A 19621-nucleotide genomic window follows, 5' to 3' on the forward strand; every position below is an offset into this window, starting at 1 on the left:
GTTAGTGTTGGACCGCGAACTCCGGGCTGCAGACGATCAGATAGATGGCGAGCTTCAGCCGACTCTCCGGCCACTCCCAGCCACTGCCGGGACCGATGCGGGCGAGCGCCTCGTGAATGACCTGGAATGACTCCGGCTCCAGCGTGCCACCGGTGAGCGCCAGATCGAGACGGCGGATCAAGGGGTCCGGGTCCAGTGGCTGCACATTCGGGTCCGGCTGCCCCACCGCGGCGGCAGGCACATTCAGCAGCCACTCCTGGTCGAGGTTCAAAAAGGTCCGGCGGTCATTGGTGGACGCGCCGTAGTCATACTGGGCCGTGATGTGATCCCAGAAGTAATTCGGCGCTGTGACCCCGGAGGCCGCATTGATGATCTGCAACTCCGGCGAGACCAGGCCCGCGGAAGCCAGCGCGCCCGGCGGCGTGTAGCTGGGCAGGTAGAAATTGAAGACACTCGGCGGATTGAAGGGCTCCTGCACGTGGTCCTGATCGTGATTCGAGAGGTAGTACCAACCGGCCTGCGTGCTCGCGTTGAAAGCCCGCGCGACGTTCACGACTTTCAGGAAGGGCTCGCGCAGCTTGCCAAAGGTTGGGTCTGCGATCTTCGCGGCATCGCGTGCCTCGGGATCCAGCAGGATCGCCTTCACCGTCCGCGCCATGTCACCCCGCGGCGCGGCATTGAAGGCAGCGCTCACCCGCGCAATGTAGGCGGGCGAGGGATTGGATGTCACCAGCCGCTGGATCAATTGCTTGCCGATGAAGGGGCCGACATTCGGGTGATTAAAGAGATTCGAGATCGCCGCGTTCACATCGGCCATCGTTGCGGTGCCGGTGCTGCCCGGGCTTGCCGTGCGCGCCGGGGTGGTCGCTCCCAAAAGCAGCGTCTTGGGGCCGAGATCATGCTCGGCATCGAAGCCCTTCATTGGCAGCGTGAAGTCGCCATCCCAAGATGCGAAGGGCGCCGGCTGGCCATTGACCAAGCCGCCGTACGAGAGCCCGGTGAAAACCCGCGCAAACTCGGTGATGTTCGAGTTGTCGTAAGTGGGGATCGGGTTGCCCTGGGGGTCCAGCTTGCGCGTGCCATCCGGGTTGAGCATCCACAGGCCGATGCTGAAGAGCTGCATGACCTCCCGCGCGTAGTTCTCATCCGGGAAAGTCCGGGTCACCGGGTTCGCCTTGCGATTGTCCAAGTAGCTCAGGTAGTTCCCCATGCAGGGATGCAGGGTCACATCGCGCAAGAGGTTCTCGAAGTTGCCGAAGCCATTCTCTAACAGCTTGTCGTAGAAGTGGGTCATCGCCGCCGGCTCCACGCCGATCCGCTCCATGCGCTCGCTGATCACGAAGATCTGGGCCAGCGCGAAGCCAACGCGCTGCCGCAGTGGATCGGGCAATTGCCCGGTGGCGGCATCCGGCCGCAGCTTTGGCACGCCCATCGCTCGGCCCCACCAGGCGTTCATCTTGCGATCGTTCCAGATATTCGCGCTGCCCGGCTGCTCGTTCTGCCAATTGACCATCGGCGTCAGGCGGCCGACCGGGCGGGTGAACTGGTCATCGATCCAAGCCTCGAAGCCCATCGACATCACTTCCTCCACGTTCTCGGGGATCTGGTCGGGGTCAGCCGCGGAATCCTGGTCAGGCCCGAAGGCCGCTTGGATCAGGAAGCGCGCCGCTTCCTTTGGCGAAGGGCCGCTGCTTGCCGTCTGGTTGTTGATCGAGACGCTGTCGGAGATCGTGCCGCCCAAGGTATAACCCGTGCCCGCAAGCGCGGTGAGTACGACCGTCTCCGTGCTTTCCTCATCGTCCGCGTCCTCGACAGGGACGACCTTCACAAAAGCTTCGTTCTGTCCTGCGGCGAAGGCCACCGAGCCGGTCGCGGAAGGCGTGTAGTCCACGCCATTGGTCGCAGTTCCGCCCAAGGAAAAGTTCACCGTCAGCGGCTTGAGGCCACCGCTGCGTCGCAGCACGAAAACCGCGGGATCCGGCCAGCGCTCCCAGCAGTTGTCATCATAGACGGAAACGGTGATCGTGTTCGTGGCAGTCAGTCCGGCGCTGATCCGCTGCGAGTCCGTCTGCGAGAAGCGCCCAGTGCGGTTGGTCGTGGGATTGAAGCCCACCAGTGCCTCCTCCCAGTCGCTTACGCCGTCGCCATCGCTATCGAGGTCCGAAGGCTGGAGCTTGAAGTAGGCACTTGGACCGCCCGCCGGCAGGCTCCGGGACATCGGCCCATTGGTCCCCGGGATGTTTCCCGGTAGCGGCGTCCAGCTTGTCAGATCAGTGCTACTAAGGATCTCGTAGCGCTTGCCCGCCACGCCCTGCCACTGCAGCAAGGATTGCCCGCCCGAACGATCCAACTCCACCTTCGGCCAGGACTTCGGATCAAGCGGATTGGTCCCTGCCAGGCTTTCGTTGAGATTGCTCCAGCCGTCCTTGTCGGCATCGGCCGCGGCGGATAGGCCGGACGCGCCGAAATACATTTCCCACACATCGCTCTGCGAGTTGCCGTTCCCATCAATGGCAAAGCTGGTCGACGGCAGGAGCGCGGCGAAGGCGATGAGAGGCGACAGCCCGGTCTTCATGGGACCAGATTGCATTGACCCTTAAGCCAAAACAAGCCTTCCGCATGTCCTGACATCCGAAGAAAGCGAATATATTCACCAAGAAATAAAACCTCGTCATTTACATTTTAACTATATCGACGCGTTCGGCATTTCGAATGGCGATAAGCGAGGTTTGGGATTCAGGCTCCGCGAGAACCACCAGAAACCTACTGCAATAGATCCAGGATCCCCGAGGGCCGCAGCACTCAGAGTGACTCCTCCGCCAAAGCCAACACCTCGCCGAAGGGCAGATGCTGCAGCAGCCCGAAGGCATCGTGTCGGCTCAAGCGTGCCCGTGTGACCGCCGGACTCGTAATCCCACACAAGAAGCGCGCAAGCTGCCGCGGGGTCTTCAGCGCGGCGTGCCGCTCGTCGCGCAGATCACGAATCATCTGCAAATCCTCTATCGACGGCTCTTGATGCGTCGTGCGCGGCACTGGCTGCGGAGCGATACCACGGCAGCGATCGCAGTGCCCACAGGGTGCCGCCAGCTCCTCGCCGAAGTGCCGCGTGACGAAGTTGGTGATGCAGCCCGGCTGCTCGGCCAGCTCCACCACTTCGCGCAGGCGCTCAAGATCCGACAGCTCGCGCTTGCGGAACTTCTCATCGAGCCGCGCGGCCAATTCACGCAAGTCGCCGGGCTCCTTCTTGATCCGGTAGCCTTGGCGCACGCCGGACTTCTTCAGCACCACATCGCCCGCTTCTTCCAAGTAGCCCAGCGCCGCGGTGATCCGCTGCGAATCCTCACCGGTCTTCATCGCCACCTCCGCCACCTCGAAGGTGTGCCAGCTCCGGCCCTCGCTCGCCGCAGCGAAGATCTTCCGCAAAAAGGTCTTACGCCGCGCATCGTAGCCCGCGAGCATCGCCTCGAATTTACGCAGGAAGCGCACCTGCCATGTGGACCAGAAGATCCGCGTGGCCTCGATCAAGCCCTCCAGCTCCAGATAGGTGAGCAGGGTATTCACCACCAGCGGGCGGACGTCATTCACCATCGACAGCTCGTAGGTCGAGACATCGAACTCCTGGCCGATCCGCAGGATATGATCGACCAAGTGCTGCGTGGCCGTCGGCGAGGGCGTGTCGCCATAGGTGAAATTCTCCAGCGTGACCAGATCATCGCCACAGGCCAGCAGCTCGCAGGAAGACATCAGCCCATCGCGTCCCGCGCGGCCGGTCTCCTGGGTGTAGTTCTCCAGGCTCTTCGGCAGGTTGTAGTGATAGACCGCGCGGATGTCCGCCTTGTCGATTCCCATGCCGAAGGCGATCGTCGCCACGATCACCCGCGTCTTGCCGCTCATGAAGGACTCCTGCGCATCGGCGCGGAATTCATCCGGCATCCCGGCATGGTAGGCGCGCGCCGCCAGCCCGTTCTTTTGCAGGTAGGTCGCCACTTCCTCCGCCGTTTGCTGCAGGGTCACATAGACCACCGCCGCACCCTCGCTCGCCCGCAACCTCTCTAACAAATGCGGCTTGCGCTCCCGCGCCGTCAGTGGCGTGACCCGCAGGTCCAGGTTCGCGCGGTGGAAGCTCAGTTGCACATGGTCGCCCTTCTTGATCCGGAAGGCGGTGCAGATGTCCTTCGCCACCTTCGGTGTGGCGGTCGCGGTCAGGCACAGCACCCGCGGCACCTTCAGGTCCCCGCAGAGCTTCGCCAGCTTCAGGTAGTCCGGCCGGAAGTTGTGGCCCCACTCGGAAATGCAGTGCGCCTCGTCGATCGCCACCAGCGCGATCCGCAGCTTCTTCAACCCCGCTCGGAAACCCTCGTTCGAGAGCCTCTCCGGCGCGACGTAGAGCAGCTTCAGCGAGCCATCGCCGAGCGAGCGGATCACCGCCTCATACTCCTCCCGCTCCAGCGTCGAATCCAGCCGCGCCGCCGCCACCCCCTTCGCGCGCAAAGCATCCACCTGATCCTTCATCAGCGCGATCAGCGGCGAGACCACCAGGGTCACCCCCTCCAGCAGCAAGGCCGGAAGCTGGTAGCACAGCGACTTCCCTCCGCCGGTCGGAAACACCGCCAGCATCGAGCGACCATCCATCAAGCCCTCCACCACTTCCCGCTGCCCGCCCCGGAAGCCGGAATGGCCGAAGCGGGATTCGAGCAGGTCATGGATAGCGTCGCCGGACACGGAGGGGAGATGGCTCACGCCCACTGAAAAGGCAAGGGCGCCTGTATCGCGATCGCGACTCAGAGAATCCACTCGACGGTCGCGGGACGTATTGCACCATGACCAAGTTGCTCATTCCACGCAAAGACTGGATCTTCATCCCATTGCTTATGCTATTGGGTTTGGTCGCTCCTGTATCGGGCGTGAACCAAGCATGGGTTGACGAGCAACAAGAGCAAATCGAGGCGATCCCTGAGTCTCCCAGCATCGATGACTTACGATTGCTGGCCACTCTAGCTGTTCACAAATCAAGTGAGGATCCTCTGGCTCGGCCGGTGGGCGAGGCAGCTTGGTCGAAATTGTCCTCCACTCCAGATTTTGCGGATCGACTACTCAAAGAAATTCTGGAAGCGCGGACAAAATCGAGAGCCGGAGGCGGGGATTCCGTAGACTACGACCGGAAACGCTGTTGGATAATCAACGACGTGGGCAAGCTGTCCGACTACCGCTCCATCCGGGTTTTGGGAGAGTTCCTTTCAGATACGGAAGTGCCAGGAGTGATCGGCGAAGCTGCCGGTGGGCCTTCCAATGCCCGACTGGCCGCCCGATCCTTGGAACAACTGCTGGAGAACCCGCCGACTCATGAAGACAAATCGCGGGATTCGGATGATGATCTCGTATCCTGGCAACTCTGGTACGAGCAGCTGAAAGCAGGTAACCGCAGCTTCCGTCTCAAAGGTGATCCTCAAGAGTATAGCCTGAATGGGCCCGCTACTGCGGCAATCACTCCGGCTGGCACACGGGCCGCGCGTTCAAATCCAAGGATTGCTCCCACCGCGCCCGGGAGCGCTCCTTCTACCAATGCCCCTGCTGGACGGTGGCCCGGCGTGGCACTCGCGGCTGCCTGCTGCGTGCTGCTCTTCGCCGCGTTCAAGGTTCTACGCCCCCGCCGCTAGCCAGTCTGCCCACTGCGACTACTTCCGCGTCATCCCCGGCGGCAGCTCATCCTTGGATGACTTCTTCGCGGGAGTGATCGTTCCAGGCTTTGCCGGAGCAGGGGCCGGACTCGGGTTTGCCTTGGCAGCGGCCTTGGCGTCTGCCAGCCCGTCGACGACCCGCTTCATCTCCGTCAGCGTCTGTAGGGTCAGCTCGGTATATTGGGTGCCGACGGCTTTCTGCTTCGCGATGACCGTTTGCACTTCCGGCGACTTCACCGATTTTCCGGAATCGAGAAGCGTGATGATCTGCTGATCCAGTCCGTCGAGCTGCTTGGCCTCTTCATACATCGCAATCACCGGAGTGGCGAGGGCCTTGGTCTCGGGGTCGAGCAGCATAGCAGCCACCTCGGGCTTCAGGACATGGATTTCCTTCCATGCGGCGGCGCGCTCCACGGCAGCCGTTTTCCGGTGCTCAGCCAGTTCCGCGGCAGAGGCGGGCGGCTTCCCATTTTTCGGATTGCGTAGAGTCAAGCCCTCGCCATTGACCTTTATCAGGCGTGAGTACTGCTGGAGAAGTAGTCCCACCGGCTTCACCGCGAGCTGTTCCTTGGTATATTGCCACCCTGCGGGAGCTGGCGGCAATGTCGGAGCTGGCGGCGGCTCCTGTCCCGCAGCGGAGGCAATGGCCGCGAGGGCGACGAAGAAAAACGGGACCGGACGAAGCAGGTGGGACAGCAGGGACATGACCTCGCTATATCACGGGCAAGTCGACATTCAATATTTTCGCAGTGACGGATCCAGAAGCCACGCCCGCTCTTGCCCCCGCGCCCATCCCACTCCAGCATCTCACCATGCCGCGCTTCATCGCCAATGCCGATTACGAGGACAAGGACAGCCACCCGATCAATCTGGAACCCGGGGACGAGGTGACCGTCGGCCCTGTAGACCGCGCCTGGCCGGGCTGGGTCTGGGCGGAGGATGACAAGGGCAACGACGGCTACGTGCCGGAGGAAATCCTCGAGCCGCTCGGCGAGGGCCGCTTCGCCGCGATGGAGGGCTTCGATCCCACCGTGCTGGTGATCAAGCGCGGCGATGAGCTGGAGTCGCTCAAGCAGATCCACGGCTGGCACTGGTGCCGGACCACCGAGGGCAAGGAGGGCTGGGTCGCCGGCTACCTGCTGCGTCCCGCTTGATCATTGCATCCACCCCCCGCGAATCCCTACCTGCCCAAGCCATGAAACTACTGTTGTTCGCGTTCAGCTCGCTGCTTCTCACCCTCGCCTCCGGCTTCGCCCAGACGACGCCGCAGGAGATGACCAAGGCCTATTACGATGCCCAGAAGGCGAAGGATTTCGATGCTCTGGCCAAGCTCTTCGACCCGGCCGAGCTGAAGGCCTTCCGGACCAAGCTGGACTTCCTGACCGATCTGCCGGACGAGGACGGCGCCGCGGTCATCACTGCCTTCTTCGGTGAAGAGGCGACCAAGGAAAGCGTCAAGAAGCTCGATGACCTCGGCTTCTTCGCCACCTTCCTCAAGAGCGCCGCAGGCGCGGGAGAAGATGCGGGCGGCACGATGCCCGACGACGTGAAGGTCGTCGGCGAAGTGAAGGAAGGCGAAGACCGCATCCACGTGGTCACCCGCTGCAAGACCGGAGCCGGCGAGTTGCAGGTGGAGTCCATGGAAGTGATGTCCTTCAAGAAGATCGGCGATGCGTGGAAGGCCCAGCTCAGCGGGGCCATGGCCGCCCTGCCCGCCCAAGTGCGCCAGTCCTTCGGCAAGTAAGAAACCGAAATAACGCGGGCTCAATTCAGAGTCCGGACAAAAAAGCCGGGGCGGATGATCCACCCCGGCTTCGTTGTTTTCTCATCCTTGGATCAGGCGATCGATGCTTGCTCCTGAGTCTCGGCTGAACGGGCACAAGGCGCGGCTATCGCCCAACAAATCAAGGGAATCCCGCAATCGCATTACACGCGAACGCACTTGGTCGCGCCACGCTTGAACCGCATTTCCGCGGTCTCTTTTCTAACAGAATTTATCTGAAAGCCGGGGCACCGTTGCACCCTTCGTTCCATTCCCAATTGCGGGATGAGGTGTAAACAGCCGCAGTCATGGCTCCACTCTCTCCTCGCCACGCCGTCACCGCCGCATCCGCAGCGCTTCTTCTCCTCACTGCCGCCGCCCATGCGGTGCAGCCCTTCGGGCACATCATCCGCAAGAACGATGCGTCCCTGCCCGCCTTCACTTCCGCCGGCATGGCGACCCACGAGGGCTTCACCGGCGCCGCGTTCTACGCGAGCATGAACTTCCCCAACGGCGCGAACACCTATCCCGTCGCCGGCTTCGGTTACTTCGATCAAAACGCGGCCTTCAAGTGGGCAGCTTACATCGAGACCGGTCCGCTCGCCGGCTACTACCCCACCATCGCCGGCCCGCTTCCCAGCAATCCCGCGAAGTACTTCGCCATCTACAACCTACCCGGCGGCAAGACCCGCGTCGGCGTCGGCAATGGCAGCACCTTGGCCAAGGACTTCGCCTACGAGTTCAGCCACACCGCCAACCCCGACGAGACTGTCACCGCCTTGGCCCCGGGCGACAAGATCCTGCAACTGATGGACCAGGGCAGCACCCTCTCGCTGGTGTCCTTCACCCCGAACGGAAACCTCGACATCAGCAAGAACTACTCGAGCCCGCTGTTCCTGCCCGCGGTGGCAGCAGGAGAGGACGATCCGCAGTTCGCCTCCATCTCCAGCATCGCCGATGGCTCCGGTCACTACGTCTGCGTCCAGAACTCGAGCAACGGCGTCGCGAATACTTTCATCCTCATCAATCTCGATGGCGCTGGTGCGGTCCGCTGGGCGCGGACCTTCGCGGTCAATGCGGGCACCAGCACGCTCAGCCTTAGTCCCGCACTGCATCCGGCACCGGATGGCTCCTACATCCTGACGCTGACCGAGACCGGCTTCGACCTCGGCACCTTCACCTACAACCAGAAGACGCACCTGATCAAATTCAACGCGAATGGTAGCAAGGCCTGGGCCACCTCCATCACGGGCGCATCGTTGAATGTGGATCTCTATTCCCCGAATGGCAACGATGTCTGGCTTACCGGCTCGAAGGTCGACCTCTCCGGCGGCTCGGCCACTTCCCAGCCACTCGCCGTGCGTCTCAGCAATGCCACCGGACAGATCGCGGCCGAGTTCCGCCCCTCCATCTCAGCCGGAGTCGGTGCCATGGCCTACATGATCGCCGTCAATGCCGACGCCGCTTACTTCAACATTTACGATACCGCATCGCCGACCCGCTCGCTCGTCGCCAAGGTGCCCGCTGGCACCAACACCGTCCAAGGTTTCGTCCGCAACGACACCTTCAACAACGGTGCCATGCTCTCCATGCGCGACACCACCGGCACCCTCTCCTCGGAGTTCGGCGATGGCCTGAGGGTCATCGGCTACAACCCGAGCTTCCAATCGGTGATCGCCGCATGCCCGGACTACGCCGCGAACACGATCACCCTCCTGCCCGCCGCACTCACCGCACAGGCCCTCACCATCGATCCGCAGGCCACCACCATCACGGCCACCGCGCGGACCACGACGCTCACTCCGGTCACGCTGCCGATCCACGCGCTCGCCCTGAAGATTGATCCCTACCAAGCGAGCTCGGCACCGCTCAAGCTGGCAGTGACCACCACGCGCAATGCAGCCGGGAACCTCTTGATCGGGTTCACTGCCCAGGCCGGGGTGAAATACACCCTCCTCCACTCGCCCGACATGGTTGCGCCCTTCCAGGCCATCCAGACCCTCAATGGCACCGGAGCCCCCGCGACCTTCACCATCACCGACCTCTCCGCGCGCAAGGGCTTCTTCAAAATCAGCGACGACAATCCCTGAGCGATACGACAAAAGCCGGAGCGGATGGTCCGCTCCGGCTTTGCTATCTACGAACTGCAGCTACCAAGGAAATCAATTCGCCACCGACCCCAAGGCCGTCAGCCCGCTGATCGGATAAGGCCCGCCGATCTTGCCGACCAAGGTGACGGCACCTGTGCCAAGATTGATGGTATAAAGCGCGGCCCGCTTCGACTTCCCATACCTCAGCTTGAGTTGCAGGCTGGCAAAGGCGGCACCGCTGCCCGCGATGTCGAAGCCCACCGTGTCGGTGGTGTTCACGCCCAGCGAGCCCACGGTCACCAGCGTGCCGTTGTTCGGCGGATTCTGGATCACCAGTGCGTCGCGCGCGGCATCGATATCGTAGAGCGTGGTGGTGAGCGGAGCAGGGCTCACGCTATTGGTGTAGGCAGCCCCCGCGACCAGAGGTGCCAATCCAGCATCACCGTAGGCCAGGTTGACATCCGCAGGCGTGATGGCGACTCCCGTGTCCGGATGGACCCGCAAGTTCTGGCCGGTATTGCTCACGATCCGGATCCGGTCGACCACCGGATTGAAATCAAAACCGAAGCGCGTGCCCCTAAGAGCCGGGGTGAAAGCAGTCGTCCCCACCGCTGTGGCGGCCCCCGTGGTCGTATTAATGGTGTAGATCCGGCTACTACTGCTGAGAGCATAGAGACCACCGGTCGCAGGCCGCCGGTCGATGCCCAGCAGCTTCTCACCCTTCGCCAGACCAGTCACCTTGAGCACCTCGACATTGCCCGGGCTGGTGGAGACGAAGAAGACCAATTTGTTCTGCGGCGCGAGGCCTACCAATTGTTCCTGCGCCATGGCGGGCGCGATGCCAGCGGCCAACAAAGCCGGTAGCAGCACCGGGCGGAGAAGGGAACGAATCAACGCATTCATGGAATTTCCGTGGGGTTGGGATTTTTCGGCAAGTGTCCGATCCGCGAATCCGGAAGACGGACGATCGCCAACCTAACACCCGGAAGCATCCCTACCACGAAGTGGTGGAATGAAATTGCTATGGGGGCATAGTGGCGGCCTTGGGGTTGACGACCGCCGCCCTCTGGCCGATGGGGATGCCGTCGCCATTGCATGAACTGGATCCACCGCACTTCCGCCCTGTTACTCCTGCCGCTCGCCGCCAGCTGCGCCCACATCCCTGAACTCGGTGCCCTCGCCGACCACGGGGGCACCCGCAACCGCAAAATCGTGGTGAAGCTCGGTGAGCAAAAGGCCTACCTCTACCATCAAAATGAGGTGGTCGCTGTCTCGCCAATCTCCTCAGGCCGCGAGGGCAGGCACACGCCAACCGGCCGCTACAGCGTGATCGAGAAAGACATCGACCACCGCTCCTCCGTCTACGGCAACTACGTCCGCGACGGCAAGGTGGTGAAGCAGAACGTCGACATCCGCAAAGGCGAGCGCCCGCCCGGCAGCAAATTCGAGGGCGTGCCGATGCCTTATTTCCTGCGCTTCACCGGCGGCTACGGCCTCCACGCGGGAAATCTGCCGGGCTATCCGGCCTCCGCCGGCTGCGTCCGCCTGCCGAAGCGCCAGGCAAAGCGCTTCTACGACGCCGTCCGGCTCGGCACGCCCGTCACAGTCGAGCGCTGAGCGGGGGCCGCCCGAGCGCATTTTTCGGCTCGGATTCTCCCAAAAACCTGATTTTCAATAAGGCCATGGTTTTCACCCGCCATGGCCTCCTCCCCTATACTCTCGCTGCCAGCCTGCTGCTTAGCGGCCCCTCACAGGCGGTTATCAGCACTTGGACCAATAGCGCCGGCCAAGGCTTCCAGGCCCAGCTCGTGCGAGTGGATGGTGCAAATGCGATCTTCACCCTGGAGGGCGGCCGGGCCTTCACCTGCCCGCTGGCCAACCTCAGCGCCAGCGACCAAGTCCGCGCCCGCAACCATCGGGTAGCGCCGCCCCCCACTGGCGGCGGTGATACCCCGGGGGCACCAAGCCAAGCCTCCTCGAACCTCGGCTACGCTTGGCCGCGCGAGATCCGCATGGATGGCTCCTCGCAATCGAAGGTGATCTCGGAAGACCCGAAGAAAAATGTCTTCATCTACGAGAGTCCGCACTACCGCTTCACCAGCAATGTCCGGCTGACCTCGGATGTCCTCCGCAACTTCGCGATGATGTTCGAGACTACCTGGAAGTATGCCACCAGCATCCCTCTGGGACTGGATGGCGGCACACCCCGCCAGGGGAGGCTCGATATCCTGCTCTTCGAAACCAAGGAGCAGTACCTTGCCGCGGGCGGGCGCGCTGGCAGCGCTGCCTGCTACAGCCCCGGCTCCGGGGCCGTGCTCACGCCCTTGGATAGCTTGGGCCTGCGCAAGACGCCCACGGGCTTCAGTATCGACACCACGGCGACCAATTCGGTGCTGATCCACGAGCTGACGCATCAGGTCACACCGCGCTCCTACATGAGCCCGGCGCTACGGAACGGCTGGTTCGTGGAGGGCCTTGCGGAGTACATCTGCACCACTCCCTACAGCTGGGGCTACTTCCGTCCCGACCCCTATGGCAATGCGGTGCTGGCATTCGTGACCGCTTACGGCGAGGACAAGAAGAACGGCCGTGCTCTAGGCGCCAAGATCAGCGCGCCTCACTTGCGCCAGTTCATGCAGATGGACTACGACAACTTCGCCGGCCCGAAGGGTAATCTGCACTACGGTCTCGGCCTGCTGCTCACGCACTACTTCCTCCACATGGAAGGCGGCGGCCGCTCACAGCCAATGACCGCCTATCTCAAAGGGATCCGCAGCGGTTCTACCGGTGACGCGGCGCTCGCCCCACTCCTCGGCGGCAGCACCTACGAACGCTTGGAAGCGGACTTCGCCGATGCATGGCGGAAGAAGGGGCTGGAGATCACCTTCGAGTGAGCTAAAACGCGGGCCTTATATCCTGCCAAAAATAACCAACAGGATTACGATGACCACGATCAATCCCAAGCCGCCGCTGGGACCATAGCCCCAGCTCCGGCTGTGGCCCCAAGTCGGCAAGGCACCGACCAAGGCGAGGACGAGAACGATCAAGAGAATGAGTCCGAGAGTGCTCATAATGGTTTCCTTTTGGGGTGTTTGGAGTTTTCGGAGAGACCGCCACCGGCACCTGAGTGCCGGGGCGATCGTAATTTTCAGCTCAACCGCAGTCGCAGGAATCCTTGATGGCTTTCTCGACCTCTTCGCGGGTCTGGCCTGTCCGTTTTTGGATGCGGCCGACCAGCTCGTCCTGCTTGCCTTCCACGAAATCAAGATCGTCATCGGTGAGTTGACCCCACTTTTGCTTCAGCTTGCCTTTCGCGATGTTCCAGTTGCCTTTGATTTCGAGGGTATTCATCGGTTTGTTGGTGGTTGGAATGAATCGGCGTTTCCGGCGTCTCACGCTGGATATCGCCGCCATCCCTTCAACACACCGCGTGCCTGCAACCGGTCCAAGCGCGCGAAGCCCGGAACTGCTAGGCTTTCCGTCGCTTTGTCGCTCTTCAGCTACCTAACATCCCTGCTCATGCCGATGCATCCTGCAAGGATGGGTATCCCGGCAACGTTGCAGAAACTTGCAATGATTGCCGCGGATTTCCGTTTCAATGCCCTTGGAAAACGCTCGTTAAATCATCTTGTCGCCGCAGCGATGGGATGATGGGTTTCCGCTGCGTCTGGATTCACCAAGCGCCACTCGTTCCGTCATGCGCCGCCATCTTCGAGCCCGATACCTGACCGCGGCCCTGATCGCGATGGTCATGATCAGCTATGGCGCCTTCACCTCGATCCACAATACCCAGGCGAACCTGGATGAGTTCAAGGAGGTCCAGCGCATCCGCTCGCTCTTGGCGGAACTCGACGGCTTCATGGTGACAATGCTGAACTTGGAAACCGGCTACCGTGGTTTCCTGATCACCGGCGATGACAGTTTCCTGGAGCCCTACGAAAAGTCCAAAAAGGAAATCCGCACCGAGAAGCAAATCGACGGCGAAAAACAAATCGAGGGCGACATCGGGCGTCTCATCGCCCTGACCAAGAACGATATTCCCCAGCAAACACATCTCCGGAGGTTGGAGGAAATCTCTGCGGCCAAGATCGCGGAGTGTGATCGAGCCATCGAAATCCGCCGCGCAGGAAACACCGATGCCGCCGCCGCAGTGGTGGCCACCGAGCGCGGCAAACGAATCATGGATGATTTCCGCGCCTTGGTCGACGAGATGCGGGACCGGGAGCAAGAGACCCTCACCAAACGCCAGATCAGCTTGGTCCGCAGCTTCAAGGAGACCAACACCATCGTCGTCTCCACCAGCGTGGTTGCGATCATCGCGGGCATCGTCGGCACCGTTCTGTTAGGTCTCTATCTCAGCGCCCGGGCACGCCAAGAGCGCCTGATCTTCGAGAAGGAAAAGGCGGTGCAGGCGGACCGCGCCAAGACCGACTTCCTGTCGATGATGAGCCACGAGATCCGCACGCCGATGAACGCGATCCTCGGCTTCGGCGAGCTACTCCACGAGATGTCGGACAAGCCGCAGCAGAAGCACTATGCCAAGGCCATCATGACCAGCGGTAATTCCCTGCTGACGCTGATCAATGACATCCTCGACCTCTCCAAGATCGAGGCTCAGAAAATGGACCTCCACCCCGAAGCGGTGGACATGAAACGCTTCGTTGAAAACTTGGAGACTTTGTTCTCCTTCCGGGCGCAGGAGAAGGCCTTGCAATTCCGGGTCCATCTGGACTCCTCGGTACCGCCCTCGTTGACCTTCGATGCCCTGCGTCTGCGCCAAGTGCTCGTGAACCTGATCGGCAACGCGCTCAAATTCACCCGCGAGGGCCACGTCCACGTCAACATCCGTGCCGAAAACGGCGCCGCGCCGGAAGAGGTGGCTCTGCGGATCGAGGTTGAAGACAGCGGCATCGGGATCGGCGGCGAACAGCTCGACCACATTTTCCGACCCTTCTATCAGGTCGAATCCGAACAAGGCCGCCACTTCCAGGGAACCGGTCTCGGCCTGGGTATCTCCGAGCGCCTGATCAAGCTGATGGGCGGGGAAATCACGGTGCAAAGCGAACTGGCGAAGGGCTCGATCTTCCGCATCGCAGTGCCGGTGCGCCGCCAACAGGAGCGGACCTCGGAGGTGCTGCCCGGATACAGCGGCGGCGGCGCCGATTTCAACCGTCTCGCGCCCTCGAAGCTCCTGATCGTGGATGACGTGCCGCTGAACCGGGAACTAATCCGCGGCTACCTCCAGGGCACCCATCATCAGCTCGCCGAGGCCGAGAATGGCGAGCAGGCGGTGATCCTTTGCCGCCGCCAGCGCCCCGACGTGGTATTGATGGACATCCGCATGCCGATCACTGATGGGCGCGCCGCGCATGCCATGCTCAAGGCCGGGGATGAGACCCGCAAGATTCCTCTGATCGCCCTCACCGCATCCTCACTGCTCGACAGCCAGCAAGAGCTGAAGCAGATGTTCGATGGCTTCGCGACCAAGCCTATCAGCCGCGAGCGCCTCTTCCTGGAGCTCGCGAAATTCCTCCCCGTACAGGCCACCGCCGCCACCGGCCGCCCTCGACCCGAGCCTGTGCTTCAGCCCGGGGAAGTGCCGGAGGAACTCGCCCACGCCCGCGAATGGCCCGAGCTACAAGCCGAACTGGCCGCCCTACGCGATGCGGTGCTGCCCGGGCTCGTTGAGCTGGTCCCAGCCCAAGCCACACTGCGCTTCGCAACTGACCTGGGCGAGCGGGCCAAACGCCACGACTGCCTGCCGTTGGCGGACTATGCCGCCCAACTCGACAATGCGGCGGCCAACATGGATTTTGCGGAGGCCGGACGCTTGCTCGCCATTTTCCCCGGCATCGTGGATACTCTCGCCCGTTATGACCCAGTTTGATCCGTTGCCGCGCCCTTCCGGCTCCTCTCTGATCCTGGTGGTGGACGACGAACCGAAAAACATTCAGGTCGTCGGTACGCTGCTGCTCAAGCAGGGCCACGAGGTAATCGCCGCCGGTAGTGGCGAAGAGGCCCTGGCCAAGCTGCGCTCGGTGAAGCCCCACCTGCTTCTGTTAGATGTGATGATGCCTGGCATGACCGGCTTCGATCTCTGCCGCAAGCTGCGCGCCCAGCCGGAGTGGCAGGACATCCCGGTGATCTTCCTTTCCGCGGTCACGGACAAGAGCTTCGTGCTGGAAGCTCTCGCTGCCGGAGCGGTGGACTACGTGACCAAGCCCTTCCACGGGGCCGAGCTGCTATCGCGCGTCCAGCTTCACCTGAATCTCCAGACCGCTCGCCGCCGCCTCGCCAGCACGATTGAGGAGCGCAACCGCCTGCTAGAAGTCGTCGCCCACGATTTGAAGAACCCTCTCGGAGCCGTCCGCTTCGCCGCCGCGATGCTGAAGGAACACAGCGATACCATGCCACGGACCCAAGCGGCCCTTGTCGGCAGCATCGGCGAGTCCACCGAGCGCGCCCTGGAGATCGTCGGCTCTCTGCTGCAGACCCGTCAGTTGGACGAAACCAAGGCCCAGATGGGTCTCACCACGCTCTGCCTGCGCGAATACGCGGAGGAAGCGGTGAAAAACTTCACGCCTCATGGCAACCGCAAGGGCATCACGCTCCGGCTCGAGTGCCACGCCGAGCACGTCCCGGTCATCGCCGACCGCCGTTCGTTGCTGTGCTCGCTGGAGAACCTGATCTCGAACGCGGTCAAGTTCTCCCCCCACGACTCCGCGGTCCAAGTCCACGTATTGGAGAAGGATACCCGCGGCATCTTCCAGATCGACGACGAAGGACCCGGCGTGGACGACGAGGAAAAGGATCTGCTCTTCCGCAAGTTCACCCGCCTCAGCGCCCGCCCCACCGGCGGCGAAATTTCCACCGGCCTGGGCCTCCACATCGTCCATGAGCTGGTGGATGCCATGAGCGGCAGCGTGCACTACGAGCGCGGACCACGGGGCGGAGCCTGTTTCGTCGTGAAGCTGCCGCTGGCATGAGGTTCTCGCGTCCCAATCGGGACGCCTCATGCGTCTGGCGGCAAGGGATTTTCAATTCGATGCCGCCTCCGGTGCCATTTCCTCAGTATCCAGAAGGCCACCGCGTAAGTCACGAGAACCACCCAATGCGAGATCTGGATGTCCACAAAATCGTGATCCCATTGCCAGCGCCACGCTTCGACAGGGATGAAATGGCCGTACCGCGGGACATCCTCAAATGCCGGCGCTTCCCACTTCGCTGCATCCGGGTCACGCCACACGGTCAGCCGCAAATATCCATCACGATGATCGATCCGCACACCACGCGGTCCACCCAAGAAAACCTCGGTACGATAGAAAGCCGATAGCACCCACGCCACAAGAGAACGGCTGGCACCAGTATACCCAGCCAAAAGTCGTAGGATCTGAGGAAGCGGCTTGTCACACTCCTCTCCCATTAACATAGGAGCGCCATCCCCTTCAACTCACTAGCTGGCCCAGCAGACGCGGCCCCTTCCCGAACTTGCTACGATACTCCTCGTACGTCGGCACCAGCCTCACCTTCACCTTCGCCTCATGATTGAGCGCAATCGCCGAAAGCTTGTGCTCCAAGAACGGATTCCGGAAGCGATCCAAGGTCACCCGCGCGAAGCCCTCCGGATCCTCCACCCTGCCTTCCAACACCGGCACGATCTCCTGATACAGCAATTCATCCAGCCACGCCGCGACCTCGGCATTCTCCAAGCACTCGCGCACCGTATCGATCCCCATCGGCATCGCCTTGCACACCAGCGCGCTGTGCAGGCCATTCAAGATCCGCACCTTCCTCAGGTAATAGGGCGTGATATCCGCGGCCGTCACCACCGCAGGATGCTTCAGCTCAAACCGCTCTGAGCTCTCGATTGCCCAGAACGCAAAAGGCTCTGCGCTTAGCAACAGGGGATCTTTCCCCAACAACTCGTGCGCCTTCGGTGGTCCCGGCACGATCCGGTCCACCAGGTTGTTCACCCAGCGGCAAGCTCCCCGCAGCCACTCCAGCGCCTCTTGCGAAACCTTCCATCGAGCCGCCTGCTCGATCACAAAGTCGCGCAACTTGTCGCCATTCCGCTCGATCAGCTCGCAAGGCAAGATCACCGGCCCCGGCAAGCCCGCCTCATGCCGCGTCAGCAGGACCGCCAACAACTTCGCCGGATAGGAAGCAGGCACTCCCTCCTGCCCCGCATCCGCCTCCTCCAGCACAAATCCCGCCTCAGTCGTATTCGAGACGATCCAGCGCAGATCCGGCCGCCGCGCGATCTCAAGCACCTTCGACCATTGCGTGCCCGCATGCAGTGCCTTCGTGATCGAACTCACCTCCAAGGTTTCATCGATCACCCGACTATCCGCAAAGCCCTGCACCGCCACATGATAGCGCCCGCCAGCCTGGTTGATCGCCTCCGCCCGTTCAATCCCGGTGGACTGCACCACCACAATCTCATCGAAGCCCGTCTCCGAGACGAATAGATCGACAAAGGCCCGCAAAAAATTCCCCGCCCCGAATTGAAGTATCACGCTGCAATCTGGTTAGAACCCGCCTCGCTTCGCGGGATCTGATCTCAAATTTCAAATTTCAGATTTAAATATCGCCGTTAGAGCGTCACCCCCTGCTTCCAAATCGTGATCTCCCGGAAGCCATTGATCTCATTCCGCGCCTCCTTGCCCGAGGCCGTCTCCAGGATCAGAGCCATCAGCTCATCCGTGACATCCTCTTCCACCGCCTCCGGCTCTAACAACTTCCCTGCATTGAAATCGATCCAGTTCGGCTTGCGCGCAGCCAGATCCGAATTCGACGCGATCTTCAGCGTCGGCACCGCCACTCCGAGCGGTGTTCCCCGACCCGTCGTGAAAAGAATCGCATGCGCACCCGCCGCGGCCAGTGCCGTGCAGGACACGCCGTCATTCCCCGGCGCCTCCACCAGGCACAGCCCGCCCAGATTCTGCCGCGCCGACTCGCCATAGCCCACCACCTGCTTCACCGGTGCACGGCCGCCCTTCTGGATGCAACCCAGCGACTTCTCCTCCAGCGTCGTGATCCCGCCCTCCTTGTTTCCCGGCGAGGGATTCTCATGCACCGCCTCGCCATGCCGGCGGAAGTAGTCCTTGAAGCCATTCACCATCGCCAGTGCTTCATCGAAAATCTCAGCGCTCTCACAGCGATTGAAGAGCGGAGCCTCGGCTCCGAACATCTCCGGAACCTCTGTTAGAACCGCCGTCCCGCCCCAGCCTGCCAGTCGTTCAGCAATGCGACCCACCAGCGGATTCGCGGTGATCCCGCTGAAGCCATCGCTGCCGCCGCACTTCATCCCCAGCACCAACTCGGATGCCGGGATCGGCTCGCGCTTGAACTGCGAGGCATAGGCCACCAGCCCGCGCATTGCCTCCATCCCGTGCCCGATTTCATCCTGCACCTCCTGCGCATTGAAGAACTTCACCCGCTGGGGATCGAGCGTCCCCGCCTCCGCGAGGAAGGACTTCAGCGTATTGTTCTCACACCCGAGTCCCAGGATCAGCACCGCCGCCGCATTCGGATGCCGCACCAGCCCTGCCAGAATCTTCCGCGTATAGCCAAGGTCATCGCCAAGCTGAGAACAACCGTAGGGATGCGTGAAAGCATGGATCCCATCGATCGGCCCACCCGGCACCATGAACTCCTTAGCCGCAAGGTCTGCGATCCGCTGGCTCGGCACGTTCACACAGGCCACCGTGTTCACGATCCAGATCTCATTCCGCGTCGCCGCCCGCCCATCCGGCCTCCGGTAGCCCATGAAGGCTGGCACCGATCCGCTTGCATCTGAAGAACTACCATGCGGCTCGTACTTCAGCGCCGTGTCTTCCGCCAGTCCCGTGCGCAGGTTGTGCGAGTGCACCTGCTGCCCCGCCGCGATCGCCTCCGTCGCCACCCCGATGGGAAAGCCATACTTCACCACCGGCTCACCCGGCGCGATCGCCCGCAGTGCGGCCTTGTGGCCCGCCGGGATATTCCCCAGCTCCATGCCGGATTCATTCCGCGTCCCGGCCGCAATCGCCTGCGGAGCCACGGCCACATTGTCATCCGGATGGATTTGAACGAGCAGCTTCATGAGTATT

At 62.2% G+C, this 19621-nt stretch carries 16 protein-coding genes; 8 read left to right on the forward strand and 8 right to left on the reverse strand.

Annotated features, from left to right (window positions below; genetic code table 11):
- Position 1: 1 nt before the first annotated feature.
- Both BV071_RS32990 and BV071_RS14600 read right to left on the reverse strand, forming a co-directional pair.
- Entirely contained in the window at positions 2–2575 is a 2574-nt protein-coding gene (locus BV071_RS32990) for a DUF1800 family protein (protein WP_052573366.1), read from the reverse strand.
- Positions 2576–2802: 227 nt separating this feature from the next.
- Positions 2803–4722: an ATP-dependent DNA helicase RecQ gene (locus BV071_RS14600; RefSeq protein WP_035608551.1), complete on the reverse strand. Its 1920-nt coding sequence runs from the start codon at positions 4720–4722 to the stop codon at positions 2803–2805.
- A 98-nt stretch (positions 4723–4820) separates the two neighbouring features.
- Between BV071_RS14600 and BV071_RS14605 the strand changes: the two genes are divergently transcribed.
- The gene (locus tag BV071_RS14605; RefSeq protein WP_035608475.1) at positions 4821–5657 is read left to right on the forward strand and encodes a hypothetical protein; all 837 of its coding nucleotides are present in this window, start codon (positions 4821–4823) and stop codon (positions 5655–5657) included.
- Positions 5658–5675: 18 nt separating this feature from the next.
- On the opposite strand, the gene BV071_RS14610 is transcribed toward BV071_RS14605, so the two are convergent.
- Entirely contained in the window at positions 5676–6383 is a 708-nt protein-coding gene (locus tag BV071_RS14610) for a hypothetical protein (RefSeq protein ID WP_035608477.1), read from the reverse strand.
- Between the two features lie 44 nt (positions 6384–6427).
- Between BV071_RS14610 and BV071_RS14615 the strand changes: the two genes are divergently transcribed.
- The 3 genes from BV071_RS14615 to BV071_RS14625 all read left to right on the forward strand — a co-directional run bounded on the left by BV071_RS14615 (position 6428) and on the right by BV071_RS14625 (position 9530).
- A complete protein-coding gene (locus tag BV071_RS14615) occupies positions 6428–6832 on the forward strand; it encodes an SH3 domain-containing protein (RefSeq protein WP_265594452.1) in 405 nt (134 codons plus the stop codon).
- 41 nt (positions 6833–6873) lie between these two features.
- Positions 6874–7422 (forward strand): hypothetical protein, encoded by a 549-nt coding sequence (locus BV071_RS14620; RefSeq protein WP_035608483.1) that lies wholly within the window; start codon positions 6874–6876, stop codon positions 7420–7422.
- A 326-nt stretch (positions 7423–7748) separates the two neighbouring features.
- Positions 7749–9530: a hypothetical protein gene (locus tag BV071_RS14625; protein ID WP_035608485.1), complete on the forward strand. Its 1782-nt coding sequence runs from the start codon at positions 7749–7751 to the stop codon at positions 9528–9530.
- A 72-nt stretch (positions 9531–9602) separates the two neighbouring features.
- Here BV071_RS14625 and BV071_RS14630 read toward each other — a convergent pair whose 3' ends face one another.
- Positions 9603–10433 carry a DUF4394 domain-containing protein gene (locus BV071_RS14630; RefSeq protein WP_035608487.1) on the reverse strand — a complete coding sequence of 277 codons (831 nt, stop codon included), beginning with the start codon at positions 10431–10433 and terminating at the stop codon, positions 9603–9605.
- A gap of 192 nt (positions 10434–10625) precedes the next feature.
- Here BV071_RS14630 and BV071_RS14635 point away from each other — a divergent pair, with 192 nt between their 5' ends.
- Positions 10626–11147 (forward strand): L,D-transpeptidase family protein, encoded by a 522-nt coding sequence (locus BV071_RS14635; protein ID WP_052573367.1) that lies wholly within the window; start codon positions 10626–10628, stop codon positions 11145–11147.
- A gap of 65 nt (positions 11148–11212) precedes the next feature.
- Entirely contained in the window at positions 11213–12424 is a 1212-nt protein-coding gene (locus BV071_RS14640) for a hypothetical protein (protein ID WP_035608489.1), read from the forward strand.
- 15 nt (positions 12425–12439) lie between these two features.
- Here BV071_RS14640 and BV071_RS34295 read toward each other — a convergent pair whose 3' ends face one another.
- A complete protein-coding gene (locus tag BV071_RS34295; RefSeq protein WP_075090921.1) occupies positions 12440–12601 on the reverse strand; it encodes a DUF3309 family protein in 162 nt (53 codons plus the stop codon).
- Positions 12602–12683: 82 nt separating this feature from the next.
- Positions 12684–12881 (reverse strand): CsbD family protein, encoded by a 198-nt coding sequence (locus BV071_RS14645; protein WP_035608492.1) that lies wholly within the window; start codon positions 12879–12881, stop codon positions 12684–12686.
- A 346-nt stretch (positions 12882–13227) separates the two neighbouring features.
- Between BV071_RS14645 and BV071_RS32995 the strand changes: the two genes are divergently transcribed.
- Both BV071_RS32995 and BV071_RS14655 read left to right on the forward strand, forming a co-directional pair.
- Entirely contained in the window at positions 13228–15417 is a 2190-nt protein-coding gene (locus BV071_RS32995; protein WP_052573368.1) for a CHASE3 domain-containing protein, read from the forward strand.
- Positions 15404–16516, forward strand: coding sequence for a hybrid sensor histidine kinase/response regulator (locus tag BV071_RS14655; protein ID WP_035608495.1), 1113 nt, complete (start codon positions 15404–15406; stop codon positions 16514–16516). Before BV071_RS32995 ends, BV071_RS14655 begins: the two co-directional genes overlap by 14 nt.
- A 459-nt stretch (positions 16517–16975) precedes the next feature.
- Here BV071_RS14655 and BV071_RS14665 read toward each other — a convergent pair whose 3' ends face one another.
- Both BV071_RS14665 and BV071_RS14670 read right to left on the reverse strand, forming a co-directional pair.
- Positions 16976–18046, reverse strand: coding sequence for a hypothetical protein (locus tag BV071_RS14665; protein ID WP_035608501.1), 1071 nt, complete (start codon positions 18044–18046; stop codon positions 16976–16978).
- Positions 18047–18123: 77 nt separating this feature from the next.
- Positions 18124–19614, reverse strand: a complete 1491-nt coding sequence (locus BV071_RS14670) for an altronate dehydratase family protein (protein WP_035608503.1) — start codon at positions 19612–19614, stop codon at positions 18124–18126.
- Positions 19615–19621: the final 7 nt, after the last annotated feature.

The organism is Haloferula sp. BvORR071, assembly GCF_000739615.1.
Taxonomy (GTDB): Bacteria; Verrucomicrobiota; Verrucomicrobiia; order Verrucomicrobiales; family Akkermansiaceae; genus Haloferula.